This is a genomic window from Trebonia kvetii (assembly GCF_007827045.1).
Classification (GTDB): Bacteria; Actinomycetota; Actinomycetes; order Streptosporangiales; family Streptosporangiaceae; genus Trebonia; species Trebonia kvetii.
Map to the genome: position 1 here is coordinate 573056 of NZ_RPFW01000005.1, position 18664 is coordinate 591719.

The following is an 18664-nucleotide window of genomic DNA, read 5'->3' on the forward strand; positions in this document are numbered from 1 at the left end:
ATCCTGATGGTCCAGCCCAATGAAGCCCGAAATATCTTTCGGTGGGCTGCGCAGCAGATCGAAATAGCCGATACCGAACGGGTGCGTGGCTTCGCCTGGCACGGGAACCACGCAACCGTTCGGGATGTCAGCCCTGCTGCACGTGCACGCGGCGGGACAGCCGTTCCGCGGCGGCGTGATACTCCTGCGCGAGCCGGCCGACGACGGCAGCGACTGGCTCAACGGAACGGACCGCTTGCAGGCCCTGGCCCGCCGCCCACAGGTCCTTCCAGCGCGCGGCGACGTCGGTGGTCGAGTCGTAGACGCGCTCGGCCGGCTTGGCGAGGCTGTCGGGGTCGAGACCGTTCGCGACCAGGCTCGGGCGCAGCCAGGACGCGGGCGTGCCGGTGATCTCGTCGGTGATGATCAGGTCGTCGGGCCCGTGGTCGACAACCATCTGCTTGTACTCGGGCGACGCCATGCTCTCCTCGGTGGCGAGGAAGCGGGTGCCCATGTAGACGAGGTCGGCGCCCGCCGCGACCGCGCCGGCCACGCCGGCGCCGTCGGTGATCCCGCCGCCGATCGTTACGATGCCTTCGAAGAAGTCACGGACGGCCGAGATGAACGCGAACGGCGACATGAAGCCCGTGTGCCCGCCGGCGCCGGCCGAGATGCAGGCCAGTCCGTCGGCGCCGGCCGCGACGGCCTTCTTCGCCAGCTTGATGTTCACCACATCGGCGATGACAGTGCCGCCGTAGGCCTTGACGGTCTCGATGGCGGGAATGGGGGAGCCGAGGGCGGTGATGACGACGGCGGGCTGGTACTCCGCCACCAGCCGCAGGTCCTGCGCCAGGCGCGCGTTGGTGCTGTGCGTGACGAGGTTGATCGCCCACGGCGCCGCGTCCGACCCGGCGAGCTGGTCGCTGATCTTGCCCATCCAGGCGTCCAGGTCGTCGGTGGTGCGGCAGTTCGGCGCGGGGAACGACCCGACGATCCCTGACTTGCAGGCGGCGACCACGAGGTCGGGGCCGGAGATGAGGAACATCGGCGCTGCCACGACGCGAAGCCGCAGCCCTGCAAAGGCGGTCATTTCAACATTCTAAGCGCTTGCTTAGTGAATCTGATAGGCCTGCCTGCCGCTGATCACGAGGCGTTGACCTGGGGTGACTTCCGCCAGGTCCGCGATCACGTCGCCCGCTTGCGCGCCGTGAGTGACCGCGACGATCCGGACCTCGGCCGTTCGCACCGCGAGTGGCGCGTTCCAGCTGTACCGCGGTGCCCCACTGGCCGCCAGTGCCTCGTCGTCGGCGGCTGACTCCGCCGCCGCGGCCGCGGCCGCCTCGTCAAGCACCAGGACGTAATCCGGGTACCAGCGGGCGAGCAGCTGGCCAGGGACCCCGTCCGGTGGCGCGGCGATTCCCGAGCTGGCCAGGCCGGACAGGTGCGCGTAGAGCCGCCGGCCGGCATCGGCAGGGGCCGCGTCCGAGTCGTCCGGTGGTCGCGTTCCCGGGCTGCCGGTGCCGTCCACGAAGACAGTGACCGGCGCCAGCGCCTGGCGCAGCAGCGGCCAGCTGTCCGCGAACCCCGGATGCAGGTCCAGCCGGCCGACCTCGCCGGCGGGCAACCACACCGCCTCGTCGGCTTCGTAGGAATCGGAGACGACCCGCAGCGGCTCCGCCGCCTGCGCGAGCACCGTGTGGTACGCCCAGCCGCCGTGCTCGTCGGAGTACATGCCGCGCGGCAGGACCAGCTTCGGGTCGAGCATGCACTCCTCGTCCGCCTCGCGCAGCGCCGCCTCGGCAGGCGTCTCCTCGCTGTCCATCGCCCCGCCGGGCAGCGCCCAGGTGCCGCCCTGATGGGCCCACCGGGCACGGCGCTGCAGCAGCACCAGGCTCAGCGCCTGGTCGGTGGGGTGCGGCACGTAAACCAGAATGCCCGCGGCGCCGTACAGGCCCCAGTGCCGGTGCCCCTGCGCGCAGGTCACCCACCCGTTACCGCTTCTCCCACCCGGCATAGCTCGTCCGGCTAGCGTGAAGCGTCGAGGATGAAGTCGCGCTGCAGGTTCAGCAAGACGTGGTCGGCGGTGAGCAACCGAAGTCCCGCGCGCGACGCTTGCGCGACGAGGAGGAGGTCGAACGGGTCATGCCTGGTGAGCTCGGGGAAGTCGCGGATCGCCTCGGCGTGCTCGGCGGTAACGCTGAGCAGCTCCAGGCCCTGCCCGGTGAGCCTCTTGCTCAGGTCGGCGGGGACGGTCAGTTTGCCGAGCATGGTCTTGATGGTCAGCTCCCATATGGTTACCGCGGACACGTGCACGCCCTGCGCGGAAGTTATGGTCTGCCGTGCCTGCGGCCCTAGCCGTGGGTTGTCATCGAGCAGCCACAGCAGGGCTTGGCTGTCAAGAAGCAGCATCGCCGTAGAACATCTCCTGGATGTCCGGGTCGATGCCGAACGCGTCGTCCGTATAGGTGATCTCGCCCTTGAGGCCGCCGAACGTCACGGTCGCCGCCTGGTGGGGCACGAGATCCGCGATGGGAGTGCCAGCCTTGGAGATCACCACGCGCTCCCCGGCCGCAACTTGCTCCAGCAGCCGGGACAGATGCGTCTTCGCCTCATGGATGTTTACGGTCGTGGTCATGACACAAATCTATCAACTAGACTAAACTTAGTCTAGTCCTTTCGCCTCACGCTCACTCCCGCGCCAGGCTGGCGAGCAGCGCACGGGTGCGGGCCCTGGACGCCGCCGCGTCGTCGCCGACAGGGAAGGGCGCCGCCCAGACGTCGGTGGCGCCGGCCTCGAACAGCGCCCGTATCTGAGCGGCAACGCTGTCCTCGTCGCCGACGAGGACGGCTTCGGCGGGCCCGGCGATCCCGCCCTGGGCCAGGATGCGCTGGTAGTTCGGCAGATGGCCGTATGCCTGGTACAGCCGGGCGCCCTCCGACCTTGCCGCGGCCACGTCGTCGTGCACCGCCACCGGCAGCCCCGCCACGATCCGCGGTGCGGGCCTGCCGGCGTCGGCGGCGGCCTTGCGGATCAGCGGGGCGACGTGGGTCTCGATCGCGGCGGCGTTGGCCATCCACAAGATCGTCCCCGCCGTATTGGCGCCGGCCACCCTCAGCAGCCGAGGTCCAAGGGCGCCGGCAAGGACCGGGATCTCCGCCCCGTCCGGCAGCGGCAGCGGTCCGGCGTCGACACGGAATTGGCTGCCCGCGAAGCTCACCTGCTCACCGCGCAGCAGACCGGTCAGGATCTGCACGTACTCGTCGGTGTGCAGCCCCGGGGTGTCGTATGGCAGGCCGAGCCGGTCCTCGATGACGACCCGGTGTGAGGGGCCGACGCCGAGGGTGAGCCGGCCGGGAGCGCCGATGGCGGACGCGGTCGCGTTGGCGCGGCTGGCCTGGAGCACCGGATGACAGGCGTACGTCACCAGGACCGCCGTGCCAAGCTCGATGGCCGAGGTGGCGCGACCGGCCAGGGTCATCGCCGCGAGCGGGTCGCCGGCGCCGGCCGAGCTCGGGTACCACATGCTGGTGAAACCGTCCGCCTCGGCGCGGCTGGCCTGACTGACGATCCGGTCCGCGGTCGATCCGCCGCCGGTAAGCCCGATACGCATTCAGCGCCCTCCTGCCTGGTAACCCAGCCGACACGCGTAGCAGTCGAGCGCGGCTCTCTCCGGAACGTTACCCCGGCAAAACGGCCCTTAGTGCCACAAGGAGGCTTGCGCGGCGGTCTCGGGGCGGGTAGGTGTTCACTAATGGGACATAGCGGAGGTTTCGTGCCGGGAGCGGAAGAACAGCGCGCACTCGCCGGCGTGCGCGTTCTTGACCTCACCGGCAGCGTGGCGGGCGCCGTCGCCGGAATGCTGCTCGCCGACCTCGGCGCCGACGTGGTCAAGGTGCACCCGCCAGGACCTGTTCCGTTCCCACGCCGGCGTGGCGCGGCGATGTGGGACCGCGGCAAGCGCGCCGTCACGGCCGACCCGTCGAGTGCGGCGGACCTGCATGCGCTCGACCGGCTGATCGACGGCGCGGACGTGCTGCTCGTCGGCACCACCGGGCCAGGCATCACCTGCCGCGGCCTCATCGATCGCGGCCGGCGGCCTGGCGAGCCGTGCTTCTGGGTAGCCATGCCGCCCTACCTGCTCGACGAGACTCCGTGGCCGGGCGGCGAGGAATCGGCGGGCCTGCTGTTCGCCTGGCTCGGTCACGCGTGGAACCAGTCGTCATACGACGACGTCCCCGTCGACTCCCTGTTCCCGCTCGCGCTTTACATGCAGGGCATCTGGGCCGCGATCGTCGCGGTCGCGCTGCTGGCCGGGCGCCAGCGCGGCCTTGCCCTTGCCCCGCTCGCGGTGGCGGGCGGGGCGCATGGCGCGCAGCTGGTCTCGCCAGGCAACTTCGCCGCGGGCCGCGACGATCCGCACGTCCACCGGCCGGGAGGTCCGGGCGGGGCGCTGCCGAACTACCGGACCTATCGCTGCGGCGACGGCCAGTGGCTGTTTCTCGCGGCGTTCAGCAACGCCTTCATCGAGCGCGGGCTGACCGCCGTCGGCGCCGGATGGATATTCGTCGATCCGCGCGTGGGCGGAGACCCAGGGAACCTGCGGCTTGGGAAGAACCTGACCTGGGTCGCCCGCGAGCTTGAGAAGGTATTCGCGACCCGGCCGCGGGCCGAGTGGCTTGCACTGCTTGAGGCGGCGGACTGTCCCGCGGCGCCGGTTGACGAGATCGGCACGTGGCTGGACCACGAGCAGGTCAGAGCGCTCGGACTGCGCCTGGAAGCGGTCAGCGACGCGGGCCAGCGGGTCGTGATGCCGGGCCCGCTCATCGACCTGTCGCTGACGCCGGTCAGCATCAGCGGGCCGGCCGCCACTTCCTGGCCGGGCATCACCGAGCTGCCACCGCTGTGGTCCGCGGCGCGGACGCCGGCCCGGCACCAGCCCGACGGCGGCCAACGCGACAGCGGCCAGCTCGACGGTGGCCGGCCATCGCCCGCGCGGCGTGAGCCGGACCCTCAGCCGCCGCTATCTGGCCTTCGCGTGCTCGACCTCGGCACGATCATCGCCGGCCCGTACGTCGGGACGCTGCTTGCCGATCTCGGCGCGGACGTCATCAAGATCGAGCGGCCGCCGTCCGGCGATGAGTTCCGGGTGGCGCACGGCGGCCGCGGCGGTTCCAGCTTCGAGGTGTACAACCGCGACCAGCGCAGCGCGCTGCTTAACCTGTCCGGTGCGGACGACCGGCTGGTGTTCGACCGTCTCGTCGGCTCGGCGGACGTCGTCGTGGACAACTACCGCGCCGGCGTGGCCGGCCGCCTCGGCATCACGCACGACCGGCTGGCCGCCATCAACCCCGCGGTGGTCACCGTGTCGATCAGCGCCTTCGGCGAGACGGGCCCGCTCGGCCGCCGGCCGGGATTCGACCCGGTCATCCAGGCGATGAGCGGCATCATGCGTGCTCAGGGCGGGCCGGACCAGGCCGACAGCCCCGCGTTCCTGACCGTCCCCATCAACGACGTGATCGCCGCGGGCCTCGCGACGCTCGGCGCGTGTGCCGCGCTGCTGGCCCGTGCCCGCCTCGGCCGCGGACAGCACATCGGAGTCACGCTGTCCGCCGCGTCCTGCCTGCTCCAGTCCGAGTTCCTGACTCAGACCGGGCTCCCGGCCGAGTCCGGGCTCCCGGCCGAGTCCGGGTTCCCGGCGCCCGACGGGAGCAGCGCCCAGCCGACGGGCGGCAGGGACTTCGCCGGGCCAGGCCCGCTCGACCGGCTCTACCAGGCCGCCGACGGCTGGGTCAGGCTCGCTGCCGTGCCGGGACAGCTCCCCGCGCTGGCGGCCGCGGGGCTGGCCCCGGCAGCTGGCCAGGCACAGTCCGGCGACGAGGCGCTGGCAGCCGGAATTTCCGCGATGCTCGCGGACCGCCCGGCGGCCGAGGTGATCGCCCGCGCCCACGCGGCAGGCATTCCCGCCGTCCGCGCCCGTAAGGCGCAAGAGCTAACCGCCGACGCGCAGCTCATTCGCCATGGCCTGCTGACCGTCATCGACCGCGACGATCGCGGCGTCACCTGGGTCGGCCCCGGGCGCTGGCTGGAGATGCCCGGCCTGGCTTCCTCCCGGCCCGGCGATGCTCCCCAGGCCGGCGAGCACACCGAGACGATCCGCCGCGAGGCCGGCCTCGGCTCCTGAGCATTGACGTTCACCGCCGCACGCGGGAGCCTGGTACGGGGGCGGGTGCATGGTGAGGGAGGCATCATGGCATGGCAACTGGAGGGAACGTATTTCGAGTCGTGTTCGTGTGATGCGGTCTGCCCGTGTACCTGGTCGGCGCTGACGGCAAGGGCGACGCTCGACCGATGCCGCGCTCTGCTGGCGTATCACGTCGAATCGGGGGAAATTGACGGGGTCGACGTCAGCGGCCTTAGTTTCGCCCTGTTCCTGGACACGCCGCCGGTGATGAGCGAGGGCAACTGGCGGGTGGGCGTTTTCCTCGATGACGCGGCGTCCGAAAGCCAGGCCGAGCAACTCGGCGTGGTCCTGTCCGGGCAGGCGGGCGGGCCGCCCGCGATGCTTGGGCCGCTTATCGGGGAAATGCTCGGGGTGGAGAAGGCCCGCATCGCCTACACCGATGACGGCCGCGGTCATCACGTCAGCATCGGCGATGCCGTCGACGTGGCGGTGAACGACTTCGTGGCCATCGAGGGGCATGACCCGGTTCGGCTCACGAACGTCTTCCACCCGTCGAACACGACGCTGACGGTCGCTCCGGCGAATGCCGCGCGCCTTTCGACGTTCGGTATCGACTGGGGGCGCGACGGGCAGAGCGGTTTTTCCGCGCCGTTCTCCTGGTCCGGGTGACCAGTTCCGCGGAGCTGACCCGGCCACGGCCGGGGCTGCCGACCCGTGAGGCCGCGCTGCTGCTGATCGCGGCCGCCGGGGCGTGGGCCGCGACCGTCGCCCTGGCCCGCGGCATGAGTGGGATGACAGGGACGATGGGGCTGGGTCTCGTCGTATTCCTGTCCGTGTGGACGCTGATGATGGCCGCCATGATGCTGCCGTCGGTGACGCCAACGGCCTCGCTCTACGCCAAGACCGTGCGAGGCAACCGGACACTCCGGATCGCCGGGCTCACGGCCGGCTATCTGGGTGCCTGGGCGGCGGCCGGCCTGCCGGCGTACGGGCTGGCCTGGCTCGCCGGCTGGCTGGCCGGCGGCCAGCCAAGTGCGGCCCGCGTCCTCGCCGCGGTGCTTTTCGCCGGCTGCGGCGTCTACCAGCTGAGCAGCCTGAAGGACCGCTGCCTGGCGCACTGCCGCTCGCCGCTCGCGCTGCTGCTGCATTACGGCTCGTACCGAGGCAGGTTCCGCGACGTGCGCGCCGGCGCGCATCACGGCTTGTTCTGCCTGGGTTGCTGCTGGGGACTGATGGTGATCCTCGTCGCGGTGGGCCTGATGAACGTGGCGGCCATGGTCGGCCTGGCTGCGGTGATCCTGATCGAGAAGGTCTTCAGGTGGGGTCCCGCGGCCGGCCGACTGGCAGGCGTCGCCGCGCTGGCCCTGGCAGTGGCCGTGTTCTGGTTCCCTTGGCTCGCCCCTGGCCTGCACGCCCCGCCCATGATGCCGATGACCTGACCAGCGCGGCCAGGCGCGGTGCCCGCGCGCCGGGGCCGTATACGCTCACTGAGCATGAGCCCCGACGAATCGTCGCTGGCGGCTGCGGTTCCAGGATTGATACGCAGCGACCCTCGTGGCCCGGGAATTACCCGTGAACGGAGCCGCGAAGGGTTCCGGTACCGTGACCGGTCAGGCGCAGAAGTCACTGAGCGGCTGACGCTGCAGCGCATCGGCGCACTGGCGATCCCGCCGGCCTGGGCGAACGTTTGGATCTCGCCGGACCCGCTGGGGCACATCCAAGCCACCGGCGTGGACAGCCGGGGCCGGACCCAGTACCGCTATCACCAACTGTGGCGCGAGCAGCGCGAGGCTCAGAAGTTTCTTCACATGCTGCGGTTCGCCAGCGCTCTGCCTGTGCTGCGGGCGGCCACCATGCAGGACCTGGCGCGAGCTGGCCTGGATCGTGACCGCGTAGCGGCCAGCGCCGTCCGGCTGATCGACCTGGGCCTGTTCCGCGTCGGGGGCGAAAAATACGCCGCGCTGGACCATCATTACGGCGCTACGACGCTGGAGAAGAGGCACCTCACACTGACGCGTGACGGCATGAAGTTCGACTACATCGCCAAGGAGGGCAAGCGCCGGACGATCAGCATCACCGACGAAGTGGTCATACCCACCGTGCGAGCATTGGCCCGCAGCCGCAACGGCCTGGACACGCTGTTCAGCTATCAGCACGGCGACAACTGGCGCGTCCTGCATTCGCACGATGTGAGCAACTACATCGCCGCCCGGGCCGGCGGCCACTTCACCGCCAAGGAATTCCGCACCTGGAATGCGACTGTGCTGATGGCGCTGGTGCTATCGAACACAGCTCCATCGCCATCAGCAAGGAGCCGCCAGCGGGTCATCGCCGCCGGCATCCGCGAGGTGGCGGGCTGGCTTGGCGACACCCCGGCGGTGGCTCGCAAGTCCTACATCGACCCACAGCTGATAAGCCGCTATGAGTCGGCCGGCGAGCTGCCCGCGATTCCCTCCCTGCCGGTCGCACTCCCGGCCCCCGCCGAAGCAGAGATCGCTGTCGCCGCGCTGCTAGCCGCCCCCGGCGCCTCCACCACAGCCGCGGCACTCCCCTGACGACCACGCCCGCCGCGCCCGGTCGCCAACCTCTGTGAAAGATCAGGTCTAGTGGGACTGAAGTGATAATTAACCATCAGTGAGGCTATTGGGATTAGTGTGCATGCCGCCTCAAATCCCGCTTGCGATTCAGCCATGAGCCATCCTGCTGTCGATTACTCGGCGTAAAGTATCGATCGCTCTACGTGTCTACTCGTATTCGCGAGACCTATCGGGCCGCGATGGCGCGGCATCGGGGAAACCAAGATGGAGGCACAGCATGAAACTGCGATTGCCGAGCTCGGGACGCCCACCCAAATCAGTCATCGCCGCGTCCGCGCTGGTCGCGGCCAGCTCCCTCACTCTGACGGGAGTGGCCGCCCAGGCGGCGCCGGCGTGGGTGAGTTCCGGCGGAACCGTCCTGCAGACCAACCTGGTATCCGACCTGCCGGGCGCCGCCGCGGTGACCGACCCCAACCTGGTCAACGCTTGGGGCATCTCCGAGAGCGGAACCAGCCCCTTCTGGATCTCCGACAACAACGCCGGCGTGTCCACGCTTTATCAAGTCCCTGGCGCGAACAACGCGCCGGTCACGACTGCCCCGCTGGTCGTGAACATCCCGACCCCGGTCGACACCACCGGCGGAACCCCGACCGGAACGGTGTTCAACTTCGCCGGCGGAAACGGAGCCTTCAAGGTCACCGGCCCGAACAAGAACGGGATGAGCACGACCGCCGCGGCCGTGTTCCTGTTCGTCACCGAGGACGGGACGATACTCGGCTGGAACCCCGCCATCGATCCCACCGGGAAGTTCGCCGGCCCGGGCGGCTTCAGCGCTCAGGCGGTCATCGCGAAGGACAACTCCGGGAACAACTTCACCAACCCCAACGAGAATCAGCAGACCGGGGCCGTCTACAAGGGGCTGGCCATCGCCACCAGCACCACACCCATCATCCCCGGGGATCCCAACAGCACGGCTCTGCTCTACGCTTCCAACTTCCGCGCCGGGACCATCGAGGTGTACGACGCGAACTTCGATCAGGTCACGGCCTTGCCGCCCGGCGCGTTCAGCGACCCGGATCTGCCCAAGGGCTATGCGCCATTCAACGTCCAGGTTCTGGACGGGAAGCTATACGTCACCTACGCCAAGCAAGACGCACTCAAGCACGACGACGCGGCTGGCCCGCACCGCGGCTTCGTTGACGTATACAACCTGGACGGCACGCCCGGCCTGCCTGGCGGAACGGTCCGGCTGATCTCGCGCGGGCCGCTGAACTCCCCGTGGGGCCTGGCGATCGCACCGGCCGGCTTCGCCGGCCTCTGCGCCAACCACAACGATCCGGTGCTGCTGGTCGGTAACTTCGGGGATGGGCACATCCACGCGTTCGACGCGAACAACGGACAGTCGCTCGGCCAGCTCAGGGATCCCGACGGAGAGCCCATCGTGATCGACGGGCTGTGGGCGCTGAAGGTCGGCAACGGCGGGGCCGGGGGCGCTACCAACGCCGTCTACTTCACCGCTGGCCCGTTCGGCGAGTCGCATGGGCTGTTCGGCTCGCTTTCGACTGCCGCTCCCGGCTCGCCCGAGGGACCAGCCGAAGGGCAATGGGTGCAGGCGAACCTGGATGTCGTGCAGCTAGACCTGCAGCAGCTCAACGCGGACCTGGCGAGTGGAGCACCCCTGGACACCATCAAGATGGACAGCAAGACCCTCAACGCCGACACCCGTCAGCTACTGATTGTGGAGCGGGCCTTCGCGGCGGACGCTATTGCCGATAGCGCGTGATCGGCGCGGCATTACTACGCCCCGGTTCGTTCGTAACAGGACTCTTCATTTCCGAACGAGCCGGGGCTTCTGCCTCGAGCAGTCCATCCGTCCTGATGGTGCCACACTGAAGGGGACAGGTTCATCTCTGCTGCGATCTGACCTCTGCCAGCCGTGCGGTCAGGAACCGGCGCTCGGGGCCGGTCGCGACAAGGGCGGCCGCCTCCTCGTAGGCGCTCGCGGCTTCCTCGTTCCTGCCAAGACGGCGCAGGAAGTCGGCCCGGGTCGCGGGCAGCAGGTAGTAGCCGGCGAGAGCGCCGTCTGCCTCAAGGCCGCGCAGCAGCGCGAGGCCCGCCGCCGGGCCGTCGGCCATGGCCACCGCGACCGCGCGGTTCAGTTCCACGACCGGTGAACCGGTTAGGTCTGCCAGGCGCTGGTAGAGCCGCGCGATCCTTGGCCAGTCGGTGGCCTGCGGCGTCGCGGCCGCGGCGTGGCAGCCGGCGATGGCCGCCTGGATCTGGTACTGGCCGATCCGCCCGACGGACAGGGCCGCCGCCAGGTGGCTGCGCGCGAGGCCGATCTGGGCCTGGTCCCACACGGTGCGGTCCTGGTCTTCCAGGGTCACCAGGTCACCGCGGTCGTTCACCCGCGAGGCCTGCCGCGCGCGGTGGAACAGCATGAGCGCGAGCAGCCCCTTGGCTTCCGGTTCTTCCGGCAGCAGGTCCCCGAGCACCTGGGTCAGCGCGACAGCCCGGTCGCACAGGTCACGCCGGATGAGGTCGTCTCCGGCACTGGCCGCGTATCCCTCGTTGAACACCAGGTAGAGCACCGCGAGGACGCCGGGTACCCGCTCCGGCAGGGCGCTGGCCGACGGTATCCGGTAGGGGATGCGCGCGTTGGCGATCTTGTGCTTGGCCCGGACGAGGCGCTTGGCCATGGTGGCCTCTGGCACCAGGAAGGCACGCGCGATCTCGGCGGTGCTCAGCCCCGTCAGCGTGCGCAGCGTCAGGGCGACCCGCGCCTCCATCGCCAGCGCGGGATGGCAGCACGTGAAGATGAGCCGCAGCCGCTCGTCTGGAACCCCGCCGTCGCCGGGGTCCGGCTCCGGGTTGTCAGGGCCCGTGTCCCTGGTTGCCATCACGGCCAACTCCTCGACCTTGGCACGGTAGTTGCTGCTGCGCCGCAGGCGGTCGATGGCCCCGTTGCGTGCCACCGTCATCAGCCACGCGCCGGGACGGTTCGGCACGCCGTCGCGCGGCCAGCGCCGCAGCGCCTGGGCAAAGGCGTCCTGCGCGCATTCCTCGGCCAGGTCCCAGTCACCCGTCTGGTGGATCAGGGCCGCGGTGATGCGGCCCCACTCCTCACGGAAGGCATCGGCCACCACCGTCCCCACGACGCTTGTCGCGGTGACGGCGTGATCATCGGGTCCGGGTGGGCCTACTCGAACGGCCAGAACGGCCTCACCTCCAGCAGGCCAAGGCGGGCCATCGGGTGCCTGCGCGCGACCTCGATGGCCTCGTCGAGGTCGGCGCACTCGAGCACGTCGAAGCCGGCGATCTGCTCCTTCGTCTCGGCGAACGGGCCGTCCGTCACGATGGCATGCTTGTCACGCACCCGTACGGTGCGGGCGCAGTCTGGCGGTTCAAGTTCGCTGCCATACAGGCGAACGTCCCGGCCGTCCATCTCATCGACCCAGGGGTCGACCGGCTCGACGCGGTCGAACTCGCGAGGGTCGACCGCCGGGTCGGTGCAGACGAGCATCATGTACCGGATCTTGCCTTCTGCGGGCTTGGGCAGGGGCACGGCCGGTGCGCGCTCCGGCAGGGCGCGCACCTCGATCGCCCCCGTCCATGAGCTGGGGTGCTCGCCGGCCAACCGCACCGCCTCGTCCAGGCTGGCGCACTCCAGCAGGTCGTAGCCTGCCACCTGCTCCTTGGTCTCCGCGTACGGTCCGTCGGTGATGATGAGCTCGCCGCCCCTGATCTTGACCGTGGTGGCATCCGCCGTCGGCCGCAGGCGGGCGCCCTGCAGGTTGACCCGAGTGCGGATCGTCTCCTCAATCCAGGAGGCGAACGCGGCCTGGGCCTCGTCGTCCCAGTTCGCGGCTAGGTCCGGGTCGGCCGCGTGGATCAGCATGTAACGCATTGTTCCTCCCCTTACCGAACACTCGACAGGTACCGTACCGACCTGCCCGCGGCGTCGCCGGCCAGCCGCGCGTCGTGCCTGCGGCGGACGGCGTGCCCGAGACGGAGCCCCAGGCCCCTCAGTGCGGCTGCGGTCTCACCCGCGCGCACGTCCGCGGCCCGTTGCTCGGCAGCGGTAAGGCCATGCTCGTACTTGTATATCTGGTCCGACAGCGAGTACATCGTCGCTCCTTCGTGCGGTGGGCGTTCTGCGAGCCGCTCTTCTCGGCTCGTCTAACCGGACGACGAACGGATCTCGCGACATGGACACCCGCGCCAAGAAAAACCGGTTGCGGGAGAACGCCGGGCTGAGCGGTAATTGATTGTCCGTGACGATCTTCTCCGGGAGGTAACCGAGATGAGTGCAGCGACCGCACCGCTGTCCGTCCCGACCCGACTCCTGGAGCAGTCGTCCCGTGCACACTCTCAATCTCGGGATCCTGGCGCATGTTGACGCGGGCAAGACCAGCCTGACCGAACGTCTCCTGTTCGAGGCTGGCGCCATCAGCGAACTCGGCAGCGTCGACGCCGGAACCACCCGCACCGACTCGATGGACATCGAGCGCCGTCGCGGCATCACCGTCCGTACCAACGTGGCGTCCTTCGCCGTGGACGACGTTCAGGTCAATCTCATCGACACCCCGGGCCACTCCGATTTCATCGCCGAGGTGGAGCGCAGCCTCGCCGTCCTCGACGCGGCGGTGCTCGTGGTCTCCGCGGTGGAGGGAGTGCAGCCGCAGACCGTCGTCCTCTGGCGGGTGCTGCGACGCCTTGGCGTGCCATGCGCGATCTTCATCAACAAGATCGACCGCCGGGGAGCGGACCCCGCCCGGGTCCGCGCCGACATCACCCGCCGCCTCGCGACGGGTTCCTGCGCGCTGCTGCTTCCCCTGACGGGCGTGCTCGCGGCGGGGTCACCCGGCGCGGCGGTCAAGCCGGTTTCGCTGACGGATCCGGTGGTGACCGACGTGCTCACCGCGGGCGATGACCGGCTGCTGCGCGCCGCCGTGGACGGGCCGGGCATCACCGAGGCGATGGCGCTGCGCTCCGCGCGGGCCCAGGTGGGCCGCGGTGCGGTGGTACCGGTGGCGGCGGGCTCCGCGCTGACCGGAGCGGGCGTGCCCGACCTGCTGCGGACGCTGCCGCGCGTCCTGCCCTGGGCTCGCCAGGCGACCCGTGACCCGTCGGGGGTCATCTACAAGATCGAGCACGGTGACCACGGCACGCTGGCACACTGCCGCATGTTCGGCGGCGAACTGCGCGTCAGGGACCGTGCGGGCGACAGGCGCGACGTGATCACCTCACTGGAACGGTCGACGCCTCAGGGCTGGGTCTCCGAGAGGGTCGTGCGGGCCGGCGACGTGGTGCGGATACGCGGGATAAGCGCGGCCCGCACCGGCAGCTGGGTGGGGGAGACCATCCCCGGCCGGGTCACCCGGCAGTTCCCCGCCCCCGCGCTTGAATCCGTGGTCGACCCGGTCAACCCGGCAATGCGCGGCCGGCTGTTCGCGGCGCTGCGGGAGCTGGCCGCCGCCGACCCGCTGATCAACCTGCGCGTCGATGAGGAGCACGGCGAGATCGCCGTCAGCCTCTACGGCGAAGTCCAGAAGGAGGTGATCGCCGACCTTCTCGCCGAGCAGTTCGGCGTGGCGGCTACCTTCCGCCCAACCACCACGGTTCATCTAGAGCGGATCACCGGAACCGGCGCCGCGCATGCCATCGTGTCGGAGAAGACCACGCCCTACCTGGCGACGCTCGGCTTCCGCGTTGCGCCCGCGCCGGTCGGCGCGGGTCTGGTGTGCGACCTGGAGGTAGAGCGCGGCTCCATGCCGCCCGCCTTCTTCACCGCGACTTGGGAGGGAGTACGGAACGGTTTGGCGCAAGGCCTGTCCGCCTGGGCGATTCCCGACGCGCGCGTGACGCTCACGCACACCGGCTATTACCCCAGGCAGAGCCACATGCATCAGAAGTTCAACAAGAACATGTCATCCGTCGGCGCCGACTTCCGCAACCTGGCCCCGGTGCTGATCCACGAGGCACTCAGGCAGGCGGGAACCGTCGTCTGCGAGCCGGTCGAGACGTTCCGCCTGGAGGTCCCCGTCAGCGCGCTCCCCGCCGTGACGGTAACGGTGGCCCGGCTGTCCGGCCTTATCACCGGCACCACCCCGGTCGGCGACGCGGTGACGCTGACCGGCACGCTGCCCGCCAGAAGCGTCCAGCCGCTGCTGGCGCAGCTGCCCGAGCTGACCAGCGGCGAAGGAGTCTTCACCGCCGAGGTGACCCACCACACGCAAGTCACCGGACCGCCGCCCATCCGCGCGAGGATCGGCCCCGACCCCCTGGACAGGGAGGAGTGGTTCCGCGCCCGTCCTCGCTGACCGGGTTCGCTGGTGCCCGTCACTAGAAGCTGGTGCGCATGGCGATCTGGCATAGCTCGGGCAGCTTGCCCTCGGCCGCCACGGCGGCGGCGCGCACGCCGAGCCAGGCGAGGCCGAAGCCGTAGGCGGCGGCGCACCCGAACAGCACAGGCAGCCGGATCGCCACCAAGACGCCGCTGGTCAGGTTGCCAAGGATGATGATCGGAATGACGGCCACCGCGACACACGCGAGAGAGCCGAAGATGATGCCTGCCGCGTGTCCCGAGTACCCCTGAGCCGGCTGCGGCATCGGATTGCCCGCTCGCTTCTGCATGGGATAGGCCAGCACGACGTTGAAGATGTTGCCCATTGCCAGGGACGCGCCAAGACCGGCCACGCCGACCGCGGCGGCGGTGACGCCCTCGGTCAGGTCGCCGACCAGGACGCCGAGGATGAGTGAGACACCGATGAGCAGCGGTATCGCGATCGCGGCGGACACGATGTCCTGGCCGGAGTAATAGGCGCGCAGCTCACGGCGACCGCTCAGTGCCGTGGCCTCGAGCACGAACGCCGGCCCCGCCTGCCCCACGGTGTTGGCGCGGTACGCGCCGGCGAACGCGGCGCCGAAGACCGCGCTGGCGACGATGACCCCCGGATGCTTTTGCTGACCGAAGATCGTGCTCGCGGAGCAGATGAACATCACCACGACGGCGATGGCCCAGTTGGCCAGGGACGCGGGCTCGCGGTACTGATACCGCAGGAAGCGGGCGGCTACCGCGCCGCGCAGGCCGTAGCGCGCAAGCGGCAGCGCGGCATTGCGCACCCGCGACGACCCGGTGGTGGTGTCGGCGGTGACCAGGGCCCTGGCGAGCGAGCGCACCCACAGCACGCCGAGCACGGCGATGACGGCCGCGAGCAGGACGAGGCGCGCGACGGCGTTGCCCAGCTGCCCGGTCGAGGCGTCCTGGATCGCGTGCGCGGCCAGGCCGGGCGGCAGCCAGCGCAGCCAGCTGTCGACGCCGGCGAAGCTCTCCGGGGTGAGACCGCCAGAGGCGGCCGCCCTTGGCACCACCTGGAAGAGGAACTCAAGGGCGGCGCCAATCGGGACGATCAGGAAGATGGCGAGGTCCTTGCCGCGACGCGAGCGCAGCAGCCGCGCCATGCTGGTGATCACGAACCTGGCGAGCACGATGCAGAACAGCACCTGAAGCACCACGGCGATGAACGCGACGAGTATGCCGAGCCCGTGCGCGAGCCCGACGGTTACCCCGAGCAGGCCGAGCACATTGGCCGCCGGCCAGGCCCCGACCGCCGACGCGGCAAGCAGCCCGACGACCAGCGGACGAGTGCGGAGGGGATACAGGGCAATCGTCGCCGGGTCGAGCGTGCCGTCAAGGCCGAAGGCGAAGATCGGGCACAGTAGCCAGCCGATCGCGAAGATGCTGAAGATGACCGTGGTCAGGTCTACCGACGCGGGCACCGAACGCAGTTGCGCCAGGACCCAGAAGGTCCCGATCGCGACCAGCGCGGCGGCGATCGTGCTGATGATGAACGAGATCTGCGCGGGCGTGGACGAGCGCATCGCGTTGCGCAGCATGCGAACCTTCAGTTCGACGAGGAGCCGAGCCATGTCAGTCCCTCCTCATCCCTCGACCTCGGTCCGACCAGGTCAATGAACGCTTGCTGCAGGGTCTTGCCGCCGCGCACCTCGTCGGTCGTGCCGGTCGCCAGGATCTTGCCCTTGTCGATGACGGATACGTGATCGCAAATCTGCTCGACAAGCTCCATGACGTGGCTGGAGAACAGCACCGTCGAGCCGGTGCCGACCAGGCGCGCCAGCAGCCGGCGGATCACGTCGGCGGAGATCGGATCGACGCCCTCGAGCGGTTCGTCGAGGAACAGCACCGGCGGATTGTGGATGAGCGCGCAGCCGAGCGCGGCCTTCTTGCGCATCCCGGTGGAGTAGTCCGCGACCAGCCGCTTCGCGTCAGCGGTCAAGTCGAGCATGTCGAGCAGCTGCGCCGCGCGCGAGCGCGCCTCAGCGGCAGGCAGGCCGCGCAGCCGGCCGGCGTATTCAAGCAGTTCCTCGCCGCTCAGCCGCTCGAACAGCCTGACCTCTGCCGTTACCACCCCGATCACCGCCTTGGCGGCGACCGGGTCGGCCCACACGTCATGCCCGTTGATCACGATCCGGCCCGCGTCGGGCCGCAGCAGCCCGGTCATCATGGACAGCGACGTGGTCTTGCCCGCGCCGTTGGGCCCGACCAGGCCCGCGAGGGAACCGGCCGCGATCTCCAGATCGATCCCGGCCACGGCTTCCTTCTTGTCAAAGCTCTTGCGCAGCCCGTGAACCGCGATGGCTGGCTCGCTCATGGCCGCCTCCTTGACGGCGGGGCCGGCTGATCCTCGCGGATCAGCCGGCCAACGGCTAACTAATATCATTGTGATATCAAGTTTTCCGTTGTCAAGTGGCAGGCCCAGTCTCGGCTTGGCGAACTCGCCGGGGTTCAGTAGTCCATGTGGACGAGCTCCCAGGCAGGGTCGGCCGGCCAGCCTCTCGCCCACGGCAGGTTGTCGGTGCCAAGCGCGAACACGGTGTCTCGCGATTGGAGCGGCCGGGGGACCGCGGTGACAGCGGAGGTGAGCTTGCCGTGCAGCGAGTTCCAGCCCGGCATCACCCCCGTCGTGCTTCCGAAGAACTCGTTGAACCACGCCGCGTTGTCAGTGCCGCGGATGAACGCCGTCACCGCCTTGGGTGCCGGGCTGGTGATGCCCGGTTCTGCCGCGGTCTTGCCGCCGATGGAGTGCCAGGGGCCAAACGTCGTGCCGACCAGCCGCTGCCGCACCCAGACGGCATGGTCGGTGCCTGTGGCCGCGACGAACAGCCCTGCGGCGTTGCTGGTCACCGCCGGAGCCGTGCCGGGGAGCAGGTTGCCGCCGAGCCTGGTCCACGGCGTCCATTGCAGCTGACCGGGCTCGGGGGTCCCGTGCAGGGTACGGAACCACACCGCCCCGTCGGTGCCCCGCACGAAGACGGACAGCGAGTCAGGAGACAGCGACCCGCCCATGGTCACCGCCGGCCGTGAGGTGAGCACGCCGCCAAGCGGAGCCCACCCCGACCAGCCGAACCCGACCTGGTGCCGCCACCACAGCCTGTTGTCCGTGCCGCGCCCGAATATCACGTGACCGCTGATCGGCAGGGTGCCCGGCGGCACCCACACCGCGGCGGGACCGCCGATCAGCTTCCCGCCCCTGGGCGCCGGGGCCCGGTGCGGAACGCCGACCAGGCGAACCTGATACACCTGACCGTTCCTGCCGGTGTAGGTCAGGTAGGAATACGAGTTGTCCTGGGCCACGCTGAGCGCGACGCCAGGCTGAGGCTGGTCCGGCCTGACGGCCGGTGCCGCGGCCGCGGCGCCAGCCCGGGCGGAACCCGCCATTACGATCGCAAGCGATGCCGCCGCGACGGCATACAAGCCGCGCGTGAGACGTCTGGACATCCCCAACACCCCTTCCCGTGACCGGGATCGATACACAGTCCGGCGTGAGCAGTGATCGCGCCGGCGATCCCGGGGCTACCTTCAAATAACAGGATTCGCGCTGTTCCTGCCGGGCGGTAGGGGCGTACGGCTGACAGCCAATCGCCAAACGACCTCTTCCGGGG

17 protein-coding genes are annotated in these 18664 nt (G+C 69.8%); 6 read left to right on the plus strand and 11 right to left on the minus strand.

Going from position 1 to position 18664, the window contains the following annotated elements; genetic code table 11:
- Nucleotides 1–127: 127 nt before the first annotated feature.
- The 5 genes from EAS64_RS27810 to EAS64_RS27830 are packed head-to-tail and all read right to left on the minus strand — an operon-like array spanning nt 128 to nt 3590.
- Entirely contained in the window at nt 128–1069 is a 942-nt protein-coding gene (locus tag EAS64_RS27810; RefSeq protein ID WP_145857735.1) for an NAD(P)H-dependent flavin oxidoreductase, read from the minus strand.
- A gap of 21 nt (nt 1070–1090) precedes the next feature.
- Nucleotides 1091–1963: an NUDIX domain-containing protein gene (locus EAS64_RS27815; protein WP_222849657.1), complete on the minus strand. Its 873-nt coding sequence runs from the start codon at nt 1961–1963 to the stop codon at nt 1091–1093.
- 41 nt (nt 1964–2004) lie between these two features.
- On the minus strand, nt 2005–2388 hold the full coding sequence (locus EAS64_RS27820; protein WP_145857739.1) for a type II toxin-antitoxin system VapC family toxin: 384 nt from the start codon (nt 2386–2388) through the stop codon (nt 2005–2007).
- Complete coding sequence (locus tag EAS64_RS27825; protein WP_145857741.1) at nt 2375–2614, minus strand: type II toxin-antitoxin system Phd/YefM family antitoxin; 240 nt, start codon at nt 2612–2614, stop codon at nt 2375–2377. Before EAS64_RS27825 ends, EAS64_RS27820 begins: the two co-directional genes overlap by 14 nt.
- 52 nt (nt 2615–2666) lie before the next feature.
- Nucleotides 2667–3590, minus strand: coding sequence for a TIGR03564 family F420-dependent LLM class oxidoreductase (locus EAS64_RS27830; RefSeq protein WP_145857743.1), 924 nt, complete (start codon nt 3588–3590; stop codon nt 2667–2669).
- A 162-nt stretch (nt 3591–3752) separates the two neighbouring features.
- Between EAS64_RS27830 and EAS64_RS27835 the strand changes: the two genes are divergently transcribed.
- From EAS64_RS27835 to EAS64_RS27855, 5 genes are all read left to right on the plus strand, one after another.
- Nucleotides 3753–6161: a CoA transferase gene (locus tag EAS64_RS27835; protein WP_187366224.1), complete on the plus strand. Its 2409-nt coding sequence runs from the start codon at nt 3753–3755 to the stop codon at nt 6159–6161.
- Between the two features lie 66 nt (nt 6162–6227).
- Nucleotides 6228–6830, plus strand: a complete 603-nt coding sequence (locus EAS64_RS27840; RefSeq protein ID WP_145857747.1) for a DUF1326 domain-containing protein — start codon at nt 6228–6230, stop codon at nt 6828–6830.
- Nucleotides 6827–7600: a DUF2182 domain-containing protein gene (locus tag EAS64_RS27845; protein WP_222849658.1), complete on the plus strand. Its 774-nt coding sequence runs from the start codon at nt 6827–6829 to the stop codon at nt 7598–7600. Before EAS64_RS27840 ends, EAS64_RS27845 begins: the two co-directional genes overlap by 4 nt.
- A 54-nt stretch (nt 7601–7654) precedes the next feature.
- A complete protein-coding gene (locus EAS64_RS27850) occupies nt 7655–8716 on the plus strand; it encodes a DNA topoisomerase IB (protein ID WP_145857748.1) in 1062 nt (353 codons plus the stop codon).
- Between the two features lie 259 nt (nt 8717–8975).
- A complete protein-coding gene (locus EAS64_RS27855) occupies nt 8976–10481 on the plus strand; it encodes a TIGR03118 family protein (protein WP_145857750.1) in 1506 nt (501 codons plus the stop codon).
- Between the two features lie 121 nt (nt 10482–10602).
- On the opposite strand, the gene EAS64_RS27860 is transcribed toward EAS64_RS27855, so the two are convergent.
- The 3 genes from EAS64_RS27860 to EAS64_RS27875 are packed head-to-tail and all read right to left on the minus strand — an operon-like array spanning nt 10603 to nt 12826.
- A complete protein-coding gene (locus EAS64_RS27860; protein ID WP_246115879.1) occupies nt 10603–11844 on the minus strand; it encodes an RNA polymerase sigma factor in 1242 nt (413 codons plus the stop codon).
- Between the two features lie 53 nt (nt 11845–11897).
- Nucleotides 11898–12605 (minus strand): YciI family protein, encoded by a 708-nt coding sequence (locus EAS64_RS46165; protein ID WP_246115880.1) that lies wholly within the window; start codon nt 12603–12605, stop codon nt 11898–11900.
- Nucleotides 12606–12616: 11 nt separating this feature from the next.
- Nucleotides 12617–12826 carry a hypothetical protein gene (locus tag EAS64_RS27875; RefSeq protein ID WP_145857754.1) on the minus strand — a complete coding sequence of 70 codons (210 nt, stop codon included), beginning with the start codon at nt 12824–12826 and terminating at the stop codon, nt 12617–12619.
- Between the two features lie 233 nt (nt 12827–13059).
- Between EAS64_RS27875 and EAS64_RS27880 the strand changes: the two genes are divergently transcribed.
- A complete protein-coding gene (locus tag EAS64_RS27880; RefSeq protein WP_145857756.1) occupies nt 13060–15021 on the plus strand; it encodes an elongation factor G in 1962 nt (653 codons plus the stop codon).
- A 22-nt stretch (nt 15022–15043) separates the two neighbouring features.
- Here the strand turns inward: EAS64_RS27880 and EAS64_RS27885 are convergent, their stop codons facing one another.
- The 3 genes from EAS64_RS27885 to EAS64_RS27895 form a co-directional block, all read right to left on the minus strand.
- The gene (locus EAS64_RS27885; RefSeq protein ID WP_145857758.1) at nt 15044–16630 is read right to left on the minus strand and encodes a hypothetical protein; all 1587 of its coding nucleotides are present in this window, start codon (nt 16628–16630) and stop codon (nt 15044–15046) included.
- Nucleotides 16606–17373 carry an ABC transporter ATP-binding protein gene (locus EAS64_RS27890; RefSeq protein WP_222849659.1) on the minus strand — a complete coding sequence of 256 codons (768 nt, stop codon included), beginning with the start codon at nt 17371–17373 and terminating at the stop codon, nt 16606–16608. The genes EAS64_RS27885 and EAS64_RS27890 overlap by 25 nt, the downstream gene beginning before the upstream one ends.
- A 134-nt stretch (nt 17374–17507) precedes the next feature.
- Entirely contained in the window at nt 17508–18500 is a 993-nt protein-coding gene (locus EAS64_RS27895) for a DUF8189 domain-containing protein (RefSeq protein ID WP_145857762.1), read from the minus strand.
- Between the last annotated feature and the right edge of the window lie 164 nt (nt 18501–18664).